At 66.6% G+C, this 18,857-nt stretch carries 19 protein-coding genes; 4 read left to right on the forward strand and 15 right to left on the reverse strand.

The window, feature by feature from the left end; translation table 11 throughout:
• Positions 1-67: 67 nt before the first annotated feature.
• The 14 genes from der to trmJ form a co-directional block, all read right to left on the reverse strand.
• Positions 68-1,471: a ribosome biogenesis GTPase Der gene (gene der / locus Q0894_RS04685; protein WP_299231960.1), complete on the reverse strand. Its 1,404-nt coding sequence runs from the start codon at positions 1,469-1,471 to the stop codon at positions 68-70.
• Entirely contained in the window at positions 1,468-2,616 is a 1,149-nt protein-coding gene (gene bamB, locus Q0894_RS04690) for an outer membrane protein assembly factor BamB (protein ID WP_299231962.1), read from the reverse strand. The genes der and bamB overlap by 4 nt, the downstream gene beginning before the upstream one ends.
• Entirely contained in the window at positions 2,613-3,338 is a 726-nt protein-coding gene (locus Q0894_RS04695) for a tetratricopeptide repeat protein (RefSeq protein WP_299231964.1), read from the reverse strand. Before Q0894_RS04695 ends, bamB begins: the two co-directional genes overlap by 4 nt.
• Positions 3,339-3,370: 32 nt before the next feature.
• Positions 3,371-4,681, reverse strand: a complete 1,311-nt coding sequence (hisS, locus tag Q0894_RS04700; RefSeq protein WP_299231966.1) for a histidine--tRNA ligase — start codon at positions 4,679-4,681, stop codon at positions 3,371-3,373.
• A 28-nt stretch (positions 4,682-4,709) separates the two neighbouring features.
• Entirely contained in the window at positions 4,710-5,825 is a 1,116-nt protein-coding gene (gene ispG, locus Q0894_RS04705; protein WP_299231968.1) for a flavodoxin-dependent (E)-4-hydroxy-3-methylbut-2-enyl-diphosphate synthase, read from the reverse strand.
• A 10-nt stretch (positions 5,826-5,835) separates the two neighbouring features.
• Positions 5,836-6,843, reverse strand: coding sequence for a RodZ family helix-turn-helix domain-containing protein (locus tag Q0894_RS04710; RefSeq protein ID WP_299231970.1), 1,008 nt, complete (start codon positions 6,841-6,843; stop codon positions 5,836-5,838).
• Between the two features lie 29 nt (positions 6,844-6,872).
• Positions 6,873-7,622: a type IV pilus biogenesis/stability protein PilW gene (gene pilW, locus Q0894_RS04715; RefSeq protein ID WP_299231972.1), complete on the reverse strand. Its 750-nt coding sequence runs from the start codon at positions 7,620-7,622 to the stop codon at positions 6,873-6,875.
• Between the two features lie 117 nt (positions 7,623-7,739).
• Positions 7,740-8,867 (reverse strand): 23S rRNA (adenine(2503)-C(2))-methyltransferase RlmN, encoded by a 1,128-nt coding sequence (gene rlmN, locus Q0894_RS04720; RefSeq protein WP_299231973.1) that lies wholly within the window; start codon positions 8,865-8,867, stop codon positions 7,740-7,742.
• Positions 8,868-8,935: 68 nt separating this feature from the next.
• Complete coding sequence (ndk, locus tag Q0894_RS04725; protein ID WP_132043633.1) at positions 8,936-9,361, reverse strand: nucleoside-diphosphate kinase; 426 nt, start codon at positions 9,359-9,361, stop codon at positions 8,936-8,938.
• A gap of 232 nt (positions 9,362-9,593) precedes the next feature.
• Positions 9,594-9,920, reverse strand: coding sequence for an iron-sulfur cluster assembly accessory protein (locus Q0894_RS04730; protein ID WP_195689186.1), 327 nt, complete (start codon positions 9,918-9,920; stop codon positions 9,594-9,596).
• A gap of 55 nt (positions 9,921-9,975) precedes the next feature.
• Positions 9,976-11,133: an IscS subfamily cysteine desulfurase gene (locus tag Q0894_RS04735; protein ID WP_299231977.1), complete on the reverse strand. Its 1,158-nt coding sequence runs from the start codon at positions 11,131-11,133 to the stop codon at positions 9,976-9,978.
• A 32-nt stretch (positions 11,134-11,165) separates the two neighbouring features.
• A complete protein-coding gene (iscR, locus tag Q0894_RS04740; protein ID WP_195689321.1) occupies positions 11,166-11,636 on the reverse strand; it encodes a Fe-S cluster assembly transcriptional regulator IscR in 471 nt (156 codons plus the stop codon).
• Positions 11,637-11,734: 98 nt separating this feature from the next.
• Complete coding sequence (gene cysE, locus Q0894_RS04745; protein WP_299231979.1) at positions 11,735-12,604, reverse strand: serine O-acetyltransferase; 870 nt, start codon at positions 12,602-12,604, stop codon at positions 11,735-11,737.
• Positions 12,605-12,724: 120 nt separating this feature from the next.
• Positions 12,725-13,474: a tRNA (cytosine(32)/uridine(32)-2'-O)-methyltransferase TrmJ gene (gene trmJ / locus Q0894_RS04750; protein WP_132043641.1), complete on the reverse strand. Its 750-nt coding sequence runs from the start codon at positions 13,472-13,474 to the stop codon at positions 12,725-12,727.
• 340 nt (positions 13,475-13,814) lie between these two features.
• Between trmJ and Q0894_RS04755 the strand changes: the two genes are divergently transcribed.
• The gene (locus Q0894_RS04755) at positions 13,815-14,609 is read left to right on the forward strand and encodes an inositol monophosphatase family protein (RefSeq protein ID WP_132043643.1); all 795 of its coding nucleotides are present in this window, start codon (positions 13,815-13,817) and stop codon (positions 14,607-14,609) included.
• Positions 14,610-14,686: 77 nt separating this feature from the next.
• On the opposite strand, the gene hisC is transcribed toward Q0894_RS04755, so the two are convergent.
• Positions 14,687-15,751, reverse strand: coding sequence for a histidinol-phosphate transaminase (gene hisC / locus Q0894_RS04760; protein WP_299231983.1), 1,065 nt, complete (start codon positions 15,749-15,751; stop codon positions 14,687-14,689).
• Between the two features lie 109 nt (positions 15,752-15,860).
• Between hisC and Q0894_RS04765 the strand changes: the two genes are divergently transcribed.
• The 3 genes from Q0894_RS04765 to radA all read left to right on the forward strand — a co-directional run bounded on the left by Q0894_RS04765 (position 15,861) and on the right by radA (position 18,834).
• The gene (locus Q0894_RS04765) at positions 15,861-16,760 is read left to right on the forward strand and encodes an AEC family transporter (protein WP_299231985.1); all 900 of its coding nucleotides are present in this window, start codon (positions 15,861-15,863) and stop codon (positions 16,758-16,760) included.
• Positions 16,761-16,857: 97 nt separating this feature from the next.
• Entirely contained in the window at positions 16,858-17,307 is a 450-nt protein-coding gene (locus Q0894_RS04770; protein WP_299231987.1) for a copper resistance protein NlpE N-terminal domain-containing protein, read from the forward strand.
• A 141-nt stretch (positions 17,308-17,448) separates the two neighbouring features.
• Positions 17,449-18,834, forward strand: coding sequence for a DNA repair protein RadA (gene radA / locus Q0894_RS04775; RefSeq protein ID WP_299231989.1), 1,386 nt, complete (start codon positions 17,449-17,451; stop codon positions 18,832-18,834).
• Positions 18,835-18,857 lie beyond the last annotated feature (23 nt).

Raw genomic sequence — 18,857 nt, forward strand, 5'->3', positions numbered from 1 at the left:
AAGGCGCCCGGCTCGTTCCAGGGATTTCCTGAAAGCGGGCCGGGCGTCTGTGGTCGAGGGGGCGGGGTCAGCGGCGGCTGTTGCGAGCTTCCTTGGTGCGCGAGAGCTCGCGCTTCTTGGCTTTCTCGCGGTCGCTGGCGCCTGCCATCTTGTCGTAGGGGTTCTTGCCGGAGCGAAACTCGAAGCGCATCGGTGTGCCGCGCACCTTGAGCACCTTGCGGAAGGTGTTGGTCAGGTAGCGGCGATAGGCCTCGGGCAGGGACTCGGTCTGGTTGCCATGAACCACGATGATCGGCGGGTTGCTGCCGCCCTGGTGGGCCATGCGCAGCTTGATCCGGCGCCCGCGAATCATGGGCGGCTGGTGCGACTCCACCGCGTCCTGCAGGATGCTGGTCAGGCGGTTGGTGGACCAGTGGGCGTTGGCCGAGGCGAAGGCGCGCTCCAGCGACGGATAGAGGTCGCCGACTCCGGTGCCGTGCAGTGCCGAGATGAAGTGCAGATCAGCATAGTCGGCGAACCCCAGTCGACGCTTGATCTCGGCGCGCATTTTCTCCTTGGCCTCGCTCTCCAGGCCATCCCACTTGTTGACCGCCAGTACCAGAGCGCGGCCGGTGGTCAGCACGTAGTCGAGCAGATGCAGATCCTGCTCCACCAGCCCCGAGCGGGCATCGAGCACCATGATGGCGACATGACACTCCTTGATCGCCTCCAGGGTCTTGATGATCGAGAACTTCTCGGCCACTTCACGAACATTCTTGCGGCGCCGTACGCCGGCGGTATCCACCAGCACATAGGGCTTGCCACGGCGCTCGAAGGGGATCTCGATGGCGTCTCGGGTGGTGCCGGCCTCGTCATAGACCACCACCCGCTCCTCGCCGAGCAGGCGGTTGACGAGGGTCGATTTGCCGACATTGGGGCGCCCGATGACACCGATGCGGATGCCCTTGGTGCCGGTGTCCGCCGGAATGCTCTCGTCGCGCTCCGGGAAGGGGGCGAGCACCTCGTCGATCAGCGTGGTGACATTGCGACCATGGGCGGCGGCGATGGGGCGAGGATCACCGAGGCCCAGCTCCCAGAACTCGGCGGTGGCACTGTCCTCGTCGAGGCCGTCGGTCTTGTTGACCACCAGCCAGATCTTCTTCTGGTTGACCCGCAGGTGGTTGGCGATGGCCTCGTCGGCGACATTGAGGCCGGCTCGGGCATCGACCAGGAACAGCACGATGTCCGCCTCGTCGATGGCGGCCAGCGACTGCTCGGCCATGGCGGCATCGATGCCCGCCTCGTCGCCGCTGATGCCTCCGGTGTCGATCACCGTGTAGGCCTTGCCGCCGAGCATGCCGTTACCGTACTTGCGGTCCCGGGTCAGGCCCGGGAAGTCGGCCACCAGGGCGTCGCGAGTACGGGTCAGGCGGTTGAACAGGGTCGACTTGCCCACATTGGGCCGGCCGACCAGGGCGATCACGGGTGTCATCGGATATCCAGGGTCTCGAGGGTGCCGTCATTGGCCAGCACATGAATGCGATTGCCGTCGGTGACCGGGCGCACGCCGATGCCGGAGCCGTCGATGCGCTCACGGCCAACCATCTCGCCGCTGCGTGCGTCGATCAGGTGCAGGTAACCGTCGAAGTCACCGAACACCAGCTTGCCGTCGGCAAAGGCCGGTGAGGTAGGCCGACGGCCTTCTAGCGCGGTGCTGCGCCAGACCTCCTCTCCGCTGTCGGCGGCCAGAGCCAGGATGCGTCCCGACTCCTCGACCACGAACAGGAAGTCACCCACCACCAGGGGAGTGTGGTAGCTGGAGAGCTCGCGGGCCCACAGGGGTTCGCCACGGGTTGCTTCCAGGGCCACCAGACGGCCGTTGAAACTGGTCACGAAGAGGCGACCGTCGGGGGTCAGCACCGGCTGGCCGGCGAGGTCCACCAGGCGCTCGATATCGCTGCGCCCCTGTGCCACGGCGATGCGCCGCTCCCACAGCGGCTGGCCGCTGCGGTTGTCCAGTGCCACCAGGCGGCCGTTGGCGAAGCCGGCGAAGGTCACCGGGTCGATGGTCGTGGGGGTGCCGGTGCCGCGCAGGGTCAGCGAGGGCAGATTGGCCTGATAGCGCCAGCGCTCATTGCCGCTGTCGCGATCCAGGGCGGTGATGGAGCCGTCGACGCTCTGCACGATCAGCAGCTGCTGATTGGGCTGGGGGGCGGCCAGCACCTCGCTGGGCACGCGGGCACGCCAGCGCACGCTGCCATCACGCTGGCTTACCGCCAGCACCTGGCCGTCGCGGGTGCCCAGGTAGATATCCCCAGCCACTGCGGTAAGGCCGCTGGAGATCGGCACCTCGAGCGCCGTCTCCCAGCGAGTGTCACCGGTAATGGCATCGAAGGCGAACAGCTCTCCCTGGTAATCGGCAGCGAACAGGGCGTCGCCCTCGCGAGCCGGTGCGATGGGATAGGCGGCACGCCCACGGCCCTCACCGGCGCCCTCGCGCCAGGCAGTGTCGAGCTCTGCGCTCGCCGCGAAATCCCGGAGTTCGGTCGGCGGGTACTGTGGTTCCACCTGGCTGCCGGCACAGCCGGCGAGCAGTGTCAGGCCCGCAAGGGCGGCGATCAGGAAGGTCGGTTTCATGCGTCCAGCCCCTGGTTGTCATGGCTTGTGGTATCGAGGCTCGATGTTTCCAGAGCCGAGCCTTCGAGATCCGGCGACTCAAGCCCCAGATTGTCGAGCTTGAGTTGCACGCCATAGAGCGGCTGCTCGTTGGTCGCGGCGAGACGCAGTGCCTCACGCCAGGCCGTGGCGGCCTCTTCGCGACGCTCGAGGGCGTGATAGGCATCACCGCGCACCTCGGCCCGCTGGGCGGCCAGCGACTCGGGGACACCACTCTGTAGGACGTTCAGTGCCTGGTCGGCGTCGCCCTCGGCGACCAGCAGTCGTGCCAGGCGCAGCCGCGCCAGGCCGGCCACGTAGTCGTCCGAGCCGGCATCCGCGAGGGACTGCAGGCGCTCCCGCGCGCCGGCCAGATCACCCTGGGCGACCGCCAGGCGGGCATCCATCAGGCGCGCCAGATCGGCATACAGTGTCTTGCCATGCTCATCGACGATCTCCTCCACCAGGGCGCGTGCCTCGGGGAGCTGCGCCTCATCGAGGTCGTTGCCGGCGGTCAGGTTGACCAGTTGCTGGTAGCGCATCGAGGCGGCGGTGGCCTGGTTCTCCTGATAGCCCTGCCAGGTATTCCAGCCCAGCACGCCCGCGGCGGCCAGGGCCACGCCGGCCACCAGCGAGAGGCCATTCTCCTTCCACCAGCGCTTGAGCGCCTCGACCTGTTCTTCCTCGGTTCTCAGCTCCGCCACGGGCGGTCTCCTTGTGTGTCTGGTGTGGGCCTTCAGGCCAGCAGATCGCGCAGCTCGTCGACCAGGGCGTCCCGGGCCAGGCTGCGCTGGTCACGCTCCTCGCGCAGGAACTTCAGGGTCGCGGTACCGCGGGCAAGTTCGTCCTCGCCGAGCAGCAGAGCCAGGCGAGCGCCGCTGCGGTCGGCCTTCTTGATTCGACTCTTGAAGCTGCCACCACCACAGTGCAGCTGGGCGCGCAGGGTCGGCATCTCGCCACGCAGCTGCTCGACCAGCTGCAGGGCGGCGCCGGCCGCGGCATCGTCCATGGGCAGCACAAAGAGATCGATTTCGCCGCGGGCGGCATCGGGAATCAGTTCAAGGGTCTCGAGCAGCAGCACCAGGCGTTCGATGCCCATGGCGAAACCTACCGCCGGGGTTGGCTTGCCCCCCAGCTGTTCCACCAGGCCGTCGTAGCGGCCGCCGGCACATACCGTGCCCTGGCTGCCGAGCGCGCGGGTGGTCCACTCGAAGACGGTGCGACTGTAGTAGTCGAGACCGCGCACCAGGCGCGGGTTGATCACGTAGTCGATGCCGGCGGCATCGAGCAGGGCGCGGAGCGACGCGAAGTGCTCGCGGGACTCGGCGTCCAGATGATCGAGCAGCTGGGGAGCACCCGCCAGCATCTCGGCCATCTCAGGGTTCTTGGAGTCGAGAATGCGCAGCGGGTTGCTGGCGAGTCGGCGCCGGGAGTCTTCATCCAGCAGCTCGTGATGCTGCTCGAAGTAGGCCACCAGGGTATCGCGGTAGGCGGCGCGAGCCTCGGAGGAGCCCAGGGAGTTGAGCTCCAGGGTGACATGCTCCATCAGCCCCAGTTCGCGCCACAGGCGTGCCGAGAGCAGGATCAGCTCGGCGTCGATATCCGGCCCCTCGAGACCGAAGCTCTCCACGCCGACCTGGTGGAACTGGCGGTAGCGCCCCTTCTGGGGGCGCTCGTGGCGGAACATCGGTCCCTGGTACCACAGGCGCTGGGTCTGGTTGTGCAGCAGGCCATGCTCCATGGCGGCGCGCACGCAGCTCGCCGTGCCCTCGGGGCGGAGGGTCAGGCTGTCTCCGTTGCGATCCGCGAAGGTATACATCTCCTTCTCGACGATATCGGTCACTTCGCCGATGGAGCGGGAGAACAGTGCGGTCTGCTCGACGATAGGGGTGCGGATCTCGGCATAGCCGTAACGGGCCATGAGATTGCGAACCTTGCCTTCGAAGTACTGCCACAGAGCGGACTGCTCCGGCAGCAGGTCGTTCATGCCACGAATGGCCTGAATCTTCTTGGCTGGCGCCTTGGGACTTGCTTGGGACTTGCTCAACGGTGGCTCCTTGATGGATGCCGGCGACTCAGACGTCGCGGGCGATCACGTCCTGTTCGGTCTGCTCTTTCTCGCGCACCTTGTCGCGGATCAGTCGTTCGAGGTCATCGACCAGGTGGTCGTTACGCAGCTTGGAGGCCGGCTTGCCATCGATATACACGAGGTTGGCCGGGGAGCCACCGGTGAGGCCGATATCGGTCTCCTTGGCCTCGCCCGGGCCGTTGACCACGCAGCCGATCACCGAGACATCGAGCGGCGTCATGATGTCCTCGAGACGCTCCTCCAGGGCATTCATGGTGCCGATAACATCGAAGTTCTGGCGTGAGCAGCTGGGGCACGCGATGAAGTTGATGCCCTTGGAACGCAGGCGAAGGCTCTTGAGCATGTCGAAGCCGACCTTGATCTCCTCTACCGGGTCGGCGGCGAGTGATACGCGGATGGTATCGCCGATGCCATCCATCAGCAGCATGCCAAGGCCAATCGATGACTTGACGGTACCCGAGCGCAGCCCACCTGCCTCGGTGATGCCGAGGTGCAGGGGCTGCTCGATGCGCGTGGCCAGGTCACGGTAGGCGGCCACCGCCATGAAGACGTCGGAGGCCTTGACGCTGACCTTGAAGTCCGGGAAGTCGAGGCGCTCGAGGTGATCGATATGACGCATGGCTGACTCGACCAGGGCCGCCGGCGTGGGCTCGCCATACTTCTTCTGCAGATCCTTCTCCAGCGAGCCGGCATTGACGCCGATGCGGATTGGAATGCCGTTATCGCGGGCCGCCGAGACAACCGCGCGTACGCGATCCTCGCGGCCGATATTGCCGGGGTTGATACGCAGGCAATCGACACCCAGCTCGGCGACGCGCAGGGCGATCTTGTAGTCGAAGTGGATGTCGGCGACCAGCGGTACCTCGACCTCGCGCTTGATGCGACCGAAGGCCTCGGCGGCCTCCATGTCGGGTACCGAGACGCGCACGATATCGGCACCGGCGGTCTCGAGCTGGCGGATCTGCGCCACGGTGGCGGCCACGTCCAGGGTGTCGGTATTGGTCATGCTCTGCACCGAGATGGGGGCATCGCCCCCGACGGCTACCCTGCCGACGTGGATCTGGCGTGACTTGCGACGGACGATAGGGGATTGTGCGTGCATGGTGACGGAATCATTCTCCCAGGGTGAAGCGGGCGACATTGCTGGCACCGGCGCGCTCGGCGAGGTCTACGCTTTCGCCCTGCCAGACCAGCTCGACACCGGAAGCGTTGCCCACGGTAAGGCGGAAGGGCGGCTCGCCTTCGACGGTGGCCGTGGTGCCGGGTTCCTGCAGGCCAACGAAGACGCGCTGATTGGTGGCGTCGAAGACCTCGGTCCATGACTGCTCGTTGAAGGTGAACGCCAGGCGGCCGGCATCGGCCGGCGTAGCACTCGGCTCGCTGCCGGCCGCGGACTCGGCGACTGCCTCGGGCTCGACAGCGGCTTCGGCGCTGGTCGGCTCCTGTGTCTCGGCGTCGGCGAGTTCCTCGATATTCGGATCCGGCATGACCAAGGAAGCGCTGCTCTCCTGCAAGGCGTCTTCGGCGGCCTCGGCGGGGCTCTTGGCAGAGGCCTGCCCCTCCGGCGTAGTCTCGTCAGGCAGCGGCGGCAGGCTGTCCGGTTCGGCAGTGACCGAAGTCTCGGTTTCGGTCACGCTGGCGGTGCCATCGAGCCGGTCAACGGCAACCGGGTCGCTCTTGCCGATGCTCGGCGGCTCGCCCCCACCGCGGCTCTGCCACCACATCAGGGTCAGGCCGATCAGACCGGCTAGAACCAGCAGGGAGACCAGGCGGAACAGCCAGGCGCCTAGACGTGAGGGGGGCTTGCTGATCTGAACCGGTGTGACCTGACGCTGGGCGGCGTCATGTCTGCCGAAGCGGGCGCGATAGGCCTCCAGCACCGGGGTGTCGTCGATACCGAGCAGGTGCGCATAGGCGCGCAGGTAGCCGCGCCGATAGGTGGCGATCGGCACCTCCTCGTAGCTGTCCTCCTCGAGGCCACGGATCACCGCCGGCCTCAGGTTGAGCGCACCGGCCACCTCGGAGAGGGAAAGGCCCTGACTCTCGCGTTCACGCCGCAGCTGCTCGCCGGGCGAGGCCGTGGCATCAGCATGCAGGTCCTGTTCGTGGGGGTCGCTCATGGCGGCGCATCCTTGGTGGCGTTCTCGGGTCAGGGCGTGGTGCCACGCCCCTCCAGCTGTTGGGTATAGAAGGCGGCAGTGGTGCCGTCGCCCTGGGCCCTGGCGATGTCGCCGGCCAGCCTCAGCGCTTCAGGGCGCGGACCGGCCAGACGCATGAAGGCCTCGATCTGTGCTCGTGCCTGGGGCAGTTGGTTCTCGGCATACTCCAGTTCGGCCAGGGTGAAGTAGCTGCGCGGAGCGCGTGGGTCGATCTCCTGGGCGCGGAGCAGGTTCTGCCGCGCCTCCAGCACCTCGCCGAGCTCACGATGACACTGCCCGAGGTTGGCGAACAGCTGGGCTCGGTTGGGATACTGGGCATCCTTCGAGGCTCGCTCGAGCTGGTCGCAGGCCTCACGCACGCGACCGCGCGCGTAGAGGAACGCCGCATAGTTGTTGCGGGCCCGGGTGAAGTCGGCATCGGCCGTCAGCGCCCGGCGGAAGGTCTCGTCGGCCAGCGTCTCTTCGCCCTGGCGCTGGTAGACCATGGCCATGGCCTGCAGCGCCTCGGGGTCATCGGGAGCGATCTCCAGCGCCCGGTCCAGCGCCCCCATGGCGCGCCGCAGGTTGTTGCGCTCCAGATAGGCGACGCCGAGCTGGGTGTAGGCGTCGGCCGGACTGGTCTCGCTCTCGGCGGAGCCGATCCCCTGTGATTGAGTGGCGCAGCCGGCCAGCCAAAGGCTGCCCAGTAGAGCAGCCAGAGGCAGCAGCGAGCTTCCGGTGAGGCGTGAGCGGCGAATCATGAACTCCTCCCGAGGATCGACAGGCCCCCACCGGCGGTGTGCCGCGGACTGACGGAAGCCGGAGGGAGGCAGGGACCCATCAAAGCGTTGTGCCCGGTTGAAGTCAAGGTGGCCCCTTCAGTCGGCGTCGAGCTGGATCGACTTGATATAGCGCTCGTGCCGACGGGTACGGTCCTTCACCCGACCCACCAGCTGGCCGCAGGCCGCATCGATATCGTCGCCCCGCGGAGAGCGGATCGGTGCGGTGTAGCCAAGCTCATAGAGCCACTGCTGGAAACGCACCACCTGGTTGCGTGACGGTGTCTCGTAGCCCGAATGGGGGAAGGGGTTGAAGGGGATCAGATTGATCTTGCATGGCAGCTCGCGCAGCAGCTCGGCGAGCTGGCGGGCGTGCTCCTGCTGGTCGTTGACCCCCTTGATCACCGTATACTCGATGGTGACCACGCGGGTGTCGTCGCACTTGGCCAGATAACGCTGGCAGGCATCCAGCAGGGTGCGAATGTTATACTTGCGGTTGAGCGGCACCAGTTCGTTGCGTAGCTCATCGTTGGCAGCGTGCAGCGAGATGGCCAGGCTCACGTCGAGCTCGTCGCCAAGCTTGTCGAGCATCGGCACCACGCCGGAGGTGGAGAGCGTGACACGGCGCTTGGAGAGGCCGTAGCCGTCATCGTCGAGCATCAGCTTCATGGCCGGCACGACGTTGTCGTAGTTCAGCAGGGGTTCGCCCATGCCCATCATCACCACGTTGGTGACCGGGCGGTTGGCAGTATCCTTGCGTGGGCCCACGCTGCGCTGGGCCACCCAGACTTGGCCGATGATCTCGGCGGCGCTGAGATTGCGCTGGAAGCCCTGCTTGCCGGTGGAGCAGAAGCTGCAGTCCAGCGAGCAGCCCACCTGGGAAGAGACACACAGGGTGCGACGCTTGCCATTGTCGGCAGGGATCAGCACCGTTTCCACGTAGCTGCCGTCCTCGACCTCCAGTACCCACTTGCGGGTTCCATCGTTGGAGGTGCCCTCGTAGACCACGCCGGGGCCGCGAATTTCGGCCACCTCGGCGAGCCTTTCACGCAGCGCCTTGGAAAGATTGGTCATGGCCGCGAAGTCATCACAGCCCTCGTGGTGGATCCACTTCATTACCTGGGCGGCGCGAAATTTCTTCTCGCCGATGGAGAGGAAGAAGGTCTCCATCTCCTGGCGGGACATGCCGAGCAGGTTGGTCTTCTGGGGTGCGGTTTCAGCGGTCATGGCGTTCAGCGGGTCGGGGAAGGGGGGAGCGCAGGGGGGCGGGGACAGGGCCCCGCCCGGAGTCTCGATCAGCGCGGGCAGATCTCGTCGGCGCCGAAGAAGTAGGCGATCTCGCGCTCGGCGGACTCGGGGGAGTCGGAGCCGTGCACGGCATTGGCGTCGATGGTCTCGGCGAAGTCGGCGCGGATGGTGCCCGGCGCGGCTTCCTTGGGGTTGGTGGCACCCATCAGCTCACGGTTCTTGGCGATGGCGTCGTCGCCCTCGAGCACCTGCACGACCACCGGACCGGAGGTCATGAAGCCGACCAGATCCTTGAAGAACGGGCGCTCCTTGTGCTCGGCGTAGAAGCCGCCGGCCTTGTCGTCGTCCAGCTTGAGCATCTTGGCGGCCACGACCTGAAGGCCAGCCTTCTCGAAGCGGGAGATGATCTCGCCGATGGCGTTCTTGGCGACGGCGTCGGGCTTGATGATGGACAGGGTGCGCTGGGTAGCCATGGGCTTGTCTCCAGTAAGGGTGATGGATATCGATGGATAGCGCCACGCCGCCCTCTGGCTTGCGGCAAGCAGGGCGGCGCGGTGAATCGGGTGATGCGGCTCGGCGTCCGATGGTTCGGCGGTGCGCCGACTGGGCGGGGATTATAGCGTCCCGGGGCGGCGTTGAACAATCGTCGCCGCCTCTGGGTGGTCAGCGCCGGCCGAGCCGTTCGAGGTCGTATCGGTGACAGGTCTAGACGGTGAAGCTCTCACCGCAGCCGCATTCATCCTTGACGTTGGGGTTGTTGAAGCGGAAATAGCGGTTGAGCCCCTCGTTGACGTAGTCGACCTCGCTGCCATCGAGCATCTCCAGGGCGTCAGGCGCGACAAAGACCTTGACCCCATGCTCCTCGAAGCAGGTGTCATCATTGGCCGCCTCGTCGGCGAAGTCGAGCACGTAGCTGTAGCCGGAACAGCCACTGGGCTTGACCGACACACGCAGTCCAAGGCCCTGGCCGCGCTCGTCGAGTACCCGACGAATCTGCTCGGCGGCGGCGTCGGTGATAGTGAGATGCGACATGGGTCTCTCTCCTGTTGTGAATGCTGTTGCAGGGGGTGCGCCAGTCATGAGCGCGTCATCTGGCCTGGCGGCGCAAGCCGACCAGGGCGTGGCGCAAGGCCTCCAGGGCTCGATCGATGTCGGCCTCGGTAGTGAAGCGTCCGAAGCTGAAGCGCAGCGAGGCGAGCGCCAGCGCCCGCGGTAGACCGATGCCCTTCAGTACATAGGATGGCTCCACGCTCGCCGAGTTGCATGCCGAGCCGGTGGAGAGGGCGATATCGCGCAGTGCCATCAATAGCGATTCGCCCTCCACGCCCGCGAAGGCCAGATTGAGAATATTGGGCACGGAGGCATCCACTGCAGTGTTGCAGTGGATGCCGTCGAGGTCGGCGAGCCCCTCGAGCAGGCGGTCGCGCAGTGCCTCGATGCGCGCCTGGTCGGCAGCACCCTCGGTGCCGGCGAGGGCGAAGGCCTCGCCCATCCCGACGATCTGATGGGTCGGCAGGGTGCCGGAGCGCATGCCCCGCTCGTGGCCGCCGCCGTGAATCAATGCCTCCAGTCGAATATCGGGGTGGCGCCGCACATAGAGGGCGCCGACGCCCTTGGGCCCGTAGGCCTTGTGCCCCGAGAGCGACATCAGGTCGATGCCGAGACGCTGTACATCGAGGTCCAGGCGGCCTACCGCCTGGGCGGCATCGACGTGGAAGGCGGCGCCACCGGCGTGGGCCACCTCGGCCAGGGCCGCCAGGTCGTGGATCACTCCCAGCTCGTTGTTCACCGCCATCAACGATACCAGCACGGTGTCCTCGCGCATCGCTTCGCGCAGCTGTGCCGGGCTGATCCGGCCGTCGTGGGCCGGCGTCAACCAGGTGACGTCGAAGCCCTCGGCCTCCAGGGCGTGGGCGGTATCCACCACCGCCTTGTGTTCGATCACCGAGGTGATCAGGTGGCGGCCGCGGTGGCGGTTGGCACGCAGGAAGCCGGTCAGGGCCAGGTTGTCGGCCTCGGTGGCGCCGCTGGTCCAGACGATCTCGCGAGGGTCGGCGCCGATCAAGTCGGCCACCTGACGACGGGCATTCTCCACCGCCTGCTCGGCCTGCCAGCCCAGCATATGGCTGCGCGAGGCGGGGTTGGCGAAGATGCCATCGAAGGTCAGGTGGCGCGCCATCAGCTCGGCGACTCGGGGGTCGACGGGGGTGGTGGCGGCGTAGTCGAGATAGACGGGTGTGGTCATGGCCTCGGATAGTCTCGAGTTCGGCCTGGCGATCACGTCGCCGAGGCGAGGATGCCGTCACCATCGAGGCGACGACGTTGACGGCCGGCGATCCGCTGGATCTCCTGGCGATCGGCCAGTTGGCCGAGGGTGACGCCGTCCAGGAAACCGTGGATATGTTCCGACAGCTCGCACCACAAATGGTGAGTAAGGCAGGTATCCCCCTGCTGGCAGTCGGAAAGGCCTCCGCATCTGGTAGCATCCACCGACTCATCCACGGCGTCGATCACCCGGGCCACGGAGATCGCTTCCGGCTCCTGGGCCAGCAGATAGCCGCCGCCAGGGCCGCGCACGCTCTTCACCAGTCCGCCACGGCGCAGGCGGGCGAACAGTTGCTCGAGGTAGGAGAGCGAGATCTCCTGGCGCCGTGAGATATCGGCCAGACAGATGGGCCCGCTATGGGCATTCATGGCCAGGTCGAGCATGGCGGTGACGGCGTAGCGTCCCTTGGTGGTCAGGCGCATGGCGTCCTCGGCACCGCCGGAGCGGCGTTGGGTCATCATCGGCTCGCTGGGGAGCGCGCGGGTCGAAACGGCATTATGGGAAAGACCGAGTGACAAGGTCAACCATTCGTGCCGGACCCCTCGTCGGCCCGATCGCGCCTGTCTTCGGAAGCAGGGGTTTTCTCGGGCTCCTTCTCGGGGGTCTTGCAGGGATCATCGAGTACCTCGGCGAAGTCCTCGTCGCGCAGCTCGGGCATCTCCCCGGCACGGTAGCTGGCGTCGACCTTGCGCAGGGTCTGGCACATGCGCTCGAGACGCTCATCCACGGCGTGCATATGATCGAGCATCGCCTGAATGGAACGCGCCACCGGGTCGGGCATATCCTCGCTGACCCCGTAGGCGTCGAAGCCGAACTTGCGACGAATTGCCTCGCGGCGACCAGGATCGACGTCCAGGGTGTCGGCGGTATCCGGCTCCTCGCGCTTGACGATCTTGCCGGGTATGCCCACCACGGTGGCGCCGGCCGGTACCTCCTTGGTGATCACGGCGTTGGAGCCGATCTTGGCGCCGGTGCCGACGCTGAAGGGACCGAGGATCTTGGCGCCCGCACCGACGATCACGCCATCCTCCAGGGTGGGGTGGCGTTTGCCCTTGTTCCAGCTGGTGCCGCCCAGGGTTACTCCCTGGTAGAGGGTGACGTCGTCGCCCACCCTGGCGGTCTCGCCGATCACCACGCCCATGCCGTGGTCGATGAAGAAGCGCCGGCCGATGGTGGCACCCGGGTGGATCTCGATGCCGGTGAGCCAGCGCGAGAAGGTGGAGAGGCTGCGGGCCAGCCAGCGCAGGTTGGCGCGCCACAGGCGATGGCTCAGGCGGTGGAGCAGCAGGGCGTGCAGGCCCGGGTAGTTGGTCAGCACTTCGAGGAAGTTGCGCGCCGCCGGGTCACGGTCGAAAACGCTGTTGATGTCCTCACGCAGGCGTTGAAACATGCAGCGGTCCTTGGGCTTGGATGGGCAGGGCGGCAGCCGCCGCGGATGGTCATTTTAGTGTGGGGGCGCCGGTGAAGGCCTTCAAGGCGAATCGGGGCTTTTCACCGGTGCTTTGCCTCTTCAGTCATCGCGTGGCGGGGCGAGCTTCTCGGTCTCCGTGAGGATGCCGCGCAGGATATTGAGCTCCATGCGCTCGGGGCGGGCCCGCAGGGTAAAGCGGCGCAGCCGGGCCATCAGCTGGCGAGGCTTGGCCGGGTCATGGAAACCGATGGCGACGAGAGTGCGCTCCAGGTGGGCGAAGTAGTGCTCGAGCTCGGCATGACTGGCCAGGACCTGGTCGGGATTCGTGGGCTCATCGGTATCGGCAGGCTCACTTGTCAGCCAGGCCTGGCGGCATTCATAGGCGAGCACCTGCACCGCCGCGGCCAGGTTCAGCGAGCTGAAGTCGGGGTTGGTGGGGATGTGCACATGAGCATGACAGCGCTGCAGCTCGGCATTGGTCAGGCCGCTGTCCTCGCGACCGAATACCAGCGCCACCCGGGCATCAGGCTCGACCAGCTCCGCGGGCAGGCGGTCACCCACCTCACGTGGCGAGAGCATCGGCCAGGGGAGGGTGCGCGAACGGGCGCTGGCGCCCACCGTCAGGGTGCAGTCGGCGACGGCCTCCTCCAGAGTGCCGACCACTCGGGCGGCGTGTACCAGGTGGTCGGCACCCGAGGCGCGCGATACGCTCTCGGCGGTGATCGGCTCACAACGTGGTGCCACCAGGCTCAGGTCGGCCAGGCCCATATTGTGCATGGCGCGGGCGGTGGCGCCGATATTGCCGGGGTGGCTGGTGCCGATCAGGACGATTCGGATGCGCTCGAGCATGGGTCAGGGTCCGGTGCTACTGGAAGTTTAGGGGCGCAGTCTAGCATGCGAGCGTCCAGGGCTATCGCAGTTCCCGACAAGGTGATCGTGAAAGGCGCCGGGGACAGGTCGGAGAGGGGGTCCGAGGACCAGGGATGGCCGAGGTAGCCTACAGGGAAGTACTCGTAGCGCCCCCTCGAAGGCCTGTCGCCGGAACAGCCTTGAGCGGTACTGCCATCTGCGATAGCCCTTGTGAGGGCCGCCGTGGATGGCGCGTCCCGAGCGCTTCTGCTAGGATTCGCGACATCGTTTCGAGTGAACGTCCCGTTCTTTAACACCACCGACTCCCCAAGGCCCGATCATGCATCCGATGGTCCAATACGCGCTGCGCGCCGCTCGCAGTGCCGGAGAACAGTTCCTGCGCATCCGTGAGCGTATCGAGAACTCCCACCAAGAGCACAACCTCGAGCGTCTGCTGCAAGATGCCGCGCGCAACGCCGAGACGTTGATCGTGCGTCAGCTCTCCCGCGGTTATCCCCAGCACGGCGTCGTCGGTCGATTCACGCCTCACCGTGAAGGTGAAGGCGAGGGGCGCGATGTGCTGTGGCGCATCGAACCCTTCCATGGCTACTCCAACCTCGAGGTGGCTGCCCCCGGCTTCGCGCTGTCGCTGGTCTGCCTGATCAAGGGTCGTGCGGAGCATGCGGTGGTGATCTGTCCCTTCAGCGACGACGAGTACCTGGCCAGCCGGGGTCGTGGTGCCCAGCACAACGGCAAGCGTATCCGTGTGCCTGGCCGCCATGCCGTGACCGGCACGCGCATTGCCATGGGACTGCCCGACGCCACCCTGCGTAGCCGCCATCTGCCCGCCTATCTGACCCTGGTGCAGCAGTTGGGCCCGCTTATCGAGATGCAGCGTGCCACCGGCAGCGGCCTGCTCGACCTCGCCGAGCTCGCTTCCGGTCGTGCCGATGCCGCCTTCGTGCTGGGGCTGGAGGAGCAGGAGCTGCATGTCGGCAGCCTGCTGCTCAAGGAGTCCGGCGCACTGATGGGGACCCCGGATGGTCAGCCCCTGGTGGAAGCGGATGGTCGGCTGATGGCCGCCGGTCCGCGCCTCTACAAGGCGCTGGTACAGCAGCTCAAGCCGCACTTCTAGGCGGATGAGCTCATGAAAAGCCCCATGGTGCCTGAGCACCATGGGGCTTTCGTGTTTCTGGCATCCGGCTTTCGGCCTCAGGCGGGTGCCTGACAGAGGGTTTCCAGGGTCTCGGTGAGGCTGGTCATCTCATCCTCGGTGCCGATGCTGATGCGCAGATGGTCGCGCAGCGCCTCGGTATTGAAGTGGCGAACCAGGATGCCGCGCTTGCGCAGTCCCACGAACAGCTGGGCGGCGTCCTGCTCGGGGTGGTGTACCAGCAGGAAGTTGGCCTGGGAGGGCAGCACCTCGAAGCCGAGCCGTTCGAGACGGTCGCGGGTGCGCTCACGGGTGGTGATCACTCGCCCTCGGCATGCCGCGAAGTGCTCGCGGTCGGCCAGGGAGGCGATGGCCACGGCGCTGGCCAGGCTGTCGATCGGATAGGAGTTGAAGGAGTCCTTGACTCGCTCCAGCCCCTCGATCAGCTCCCGGGAGCCTACCGCATAGCCCAGACGCAGGCCGGCCAGGCTGCGGGACTTGGAGAAGGTGCCGGTGACCAGCAGGTTGGGGAAACGCTCCACCAGCGGCACCGCACTCTCGCCCCCGAAGTCCACGTAGGCCTCATCGACCAGCACCACCGACTCGGTGATGCGCTCGAGCAGGGTGGCGAGGGCCTCGCGGGTATGACCGTGGCCGGTGGGGGCGTTGGGATTGGCGAATATGGTGCCGCCGGCCGTGGCCGAGAAGGCCTCGAGGTCCACCGACCAGTCGGCGGCCAGCGGCAGGGCCTGGCGCTCGATGCCGTAGAGGCGGCAGTAGACCGGATAGAAGCTGTAGCTGATCTCCGGCATCTCAAGCGGCCGTCCCTGGCGGAAGAAGGCCTGGAAGGCCAGCGCCAGCACCTCGTCGGAGCCGTTGCCCACAAACACCTGCTGTGGCTCGACGCCGAGCTCCTCGGCCAGTGCCTCGCGCAGGGCACGGGATTCGGGGTCCGGGTAGCGGCGCAGGTGGTCGCTGGGGAAGTCACGCAGCACGGCGCCGACCCCGGGGGCCGGCGGATAGGGATTCTCGTTGGTGTTCAGCTTGATCAGCTGCTCGCGTGGCTGCTCACCCGGAATATAGGGGGTCAGCTCGCGCACCTCGGGGCTCCAGAACTTGCTCATCGCTCTCGCTCGGGTCATGGAGGGAATACCAGCATGGTGACCCGCCCGGCCGGGCCGCGCAAGCCGTGCTAGGCTGGGGCTCCTGTTCCCTGATGACAATGACGTCGCGATGACCGCCCAGATCCTTGCCACCCTGCTGCCGGTATTTCTGATCGCCGGATGCGGCACCCTCTACGGGCGCCTGCGCAACCCTGATATCGCTACTCTCAATACGCTCAACATGGAGCTGTTCGTGCCCATGCTGGTGTTTGCCGTGCTGGCCGATGGCCAGGCGCCGCTGGAGGAGTACCTGGGGCTGGCGCTGGGCGGAACCGTGGTGGTGCTGGGCTCCGGGCTGCTGCTGTGGCCGCTGGCCAGACATCTTGGCCTGGAGGTGAAGACCTTCCTGCCGCCGATGATGTTCAACAACTCCGGCAACATGGGCATCCCTCTGCTGCTGCTGGCCTTCGGAGAGGCGGCGTTGCCCGCGGCGGTGGTGCTGTTTATCGTCGAGATGCTGCTGCATTTCACGGTGGGGTTGTGGATGTTGCGCCCTGGCTCATCGCTGCTGCGGATTCTGCGCCTGCCCATCGTGCTGGCCACCCTTGCCGGCCTTGCGGTCAATCTGTTCGGCGTGGCGCTGCCCGGCTGGCTGCTGGAGGCGTTGCATATGCTCGGTGGGGTGTGCATTCCGCTGCTGCTCTTCGCACTCGGCGTGCGCATGCTCGATATCGACTTCTCGGACTGGAAGACCGGCCTGCTGGGCGCCGTGCTATGCCCCCTTTCGGGGCTGGTGCTCACCGCGCCGCTGATCTGGCTGCTGGGGTTGACCGGTCTACAAGCCGCGGCACTCTGGGTGTTTGGCGCCCTGCCGCCGGCGGTGCTCAACTATCTGGTGGCCGAGCAGTATCGCCAGGAGCCCCACAAGGTCGCCTCGCTGGTGCTGATCGGTAACCTCGGTTCGCTGGTGGTGATGCCAATGGTGCTGGCGCTGGTCTTTGCCTACGTGCATGCTGGTATCGGCGGCTGAGGTGCTGCGAAACTGTGCGCCGGCCTTATCAGCGGTTATGCTGTGAGTCAGGCCGCCGTGCCAAACGAAGCAACGATCACTGCCCAGGAGGACGTATATGCAAATCAGGACCTTGCTCGCCGGATCGGCCCTGCTCGCGCTGCTGGCCGGGTGTGCCGCCGGTCCCGGCGGTGGCCCGGGTGGCGCCGCCGTGGAGCCCGATGAAGAGCGCTATCAGGGAACTCTGCCGTGTCGCAACTGTGACGGCATCGACCTCGATGTGCTGATGCGTGGCGATGAGCAGGCCGCTGCCGCGGAGCGCACTTTCGAGCTCAATGCCTCCTATCGTGGCCACCCCCAGAGCCCCCCGGACGAGACCTACGCCGGCAACTGGGAGGTGCTCTCCGGCACCGCCAACGAGCCCGATGCCACTGTGTACGAGCTCACTCCTGACGGCGAGGGGCAGATCTACTACTTCCTGCGCCTCGACCCCCAGACCCTGGAGCTGATCGACCCCGAGCGTCGCCGCTTCCAGAACAGCGAAATGCTCCAGCTCAAGCGTCAGTAATCGCCGGCGAATGATGTTGATCCAGTGGGGGCGGCCTTTTGGCCGCCCCCCTGTCGTTGAGGCCGATGCCGCACCTTCCCTGCGGGGGGCGGGGCCTCGCCCAAGCGGTTTTCTACGATCAAACCACCGATGAGACATGCCATGGCCAAGGCAAAGAGCGCCTTCGTCTGTACCGAATGCGGCGCCGAGTATCGCAAGTGGCAGGGACAGTGTGGAAGCTGTCGCGAATGGAACACCCTCAGCGAGGTGCGCCTCGCTCCGGCACGGCCCGGCGGAGGGAGCGCCGCGGCAGCGGGGAGCGGCGGTCGTGGCGGCTATGCCGGCGCCCTGACTCGCGAAGTGGTCGACCTGGGCAATGTCGATCTCAGCGAGGTGCCGCGCCTCTCCTCCACCTTCGCCGAGTTTGACCGGGTACTGGGCGGGGGCCTGGTGCCCGGCTCGGCGGTGCTGCTGGGTGGCCACCCCGGGGCGGGCAAGTCGACCCTGCTGCTGCAGACCGCCTGCAAGCTGGCCCAGCAGCAGGGGGTGCTCTACGTTACCGGCGAGGAGTCGCTCTCCCAGGTGGCGATGCGCGCCCACCGACTGCAACTGCCCACCCAGGGGCTGAAGATGCTGGCCGAGACCAGTGTCGAGACCGTGTTGGCGGTGGCCGAGCGCGAGCGGCCCGACATTTTGATCATCGACTCCATCCAGACCATGCATCTGGAGGATATCGCCTCGGCCCCGGGCGGCGTGGCCCAGGTGCGCGAATCCGCGGCGGCGCTGACGCGCTTCGCCAAGCAGAGCAACACCGTGCTGCTGCTGGTGGGGCATGTGACCAAGGATGGCAGCCTGGCCGGCCCCAAGGTGCTGGAGCACATGATCGATGCCTCGCTGTTGCTGGAAGGGGGCGCCGACTCGCGTTTTCGTACCCTGCGCGGTCAGAAGAACCGCTTCGGCGCGGTCAACGAACTGGGGGTCTTCGCCATGCTCGAGCACGGTCTCAAGGAGGTGAAGAACCCCAGTGCCATCTTCCTGTCGCGCACCGAGGAGCAGGCGCCGGGCAGCCTGGTGATGGTGGTATGGGAGGGCACCCGGCCGATCCTGGTGGAGGTGCAGGCACTGCTCGATGATTCGCCACTGGGCAATCCACGTCGGGTCGCCGTGGGTCTCGACGCCAACCGCCTGGCGATGCTGCTTGCCGTGTTGCACCGCCACGGTGGCCTGTTCACCGGTGACCAGGATGTCTTCCTCAACGTGGTTGGCGGGGTCAAGGTGCTGGAGACCAGCGCCGATCTGGCGGTGCTGCTGGCGGTGGTCTCCAGCCTGCAGAGCCGTCCGCTGCCGCGCGAGCTGGTGGTGTTCGGCGAGGTGGGGCTGTCCGGCGAGATCCGTCCGGTGCCGAGCGGCCAGGAGCGTATCGTCGAGGCCGCCAAGCATGGCTTCACCCGTGCGATCGTACCGCGTGCCAACGCCCCCAAGCATGCCCCGGAGGGCATGGAGGTCGTCGCGGTGGACAAGCTTGCCGATGCCCTCGAGGCCCTGTGAGCGGGGTCCTTGGTGTTAGAATG

It is taken from the genome of uncultured Halomonas sp. (assembly GCF_947501415.1).
GTDB lineage: Bacteria > Pseudomonadota > Gammaproteobacteria > Pseudomonadales > Halomonadaceae > Halomonas.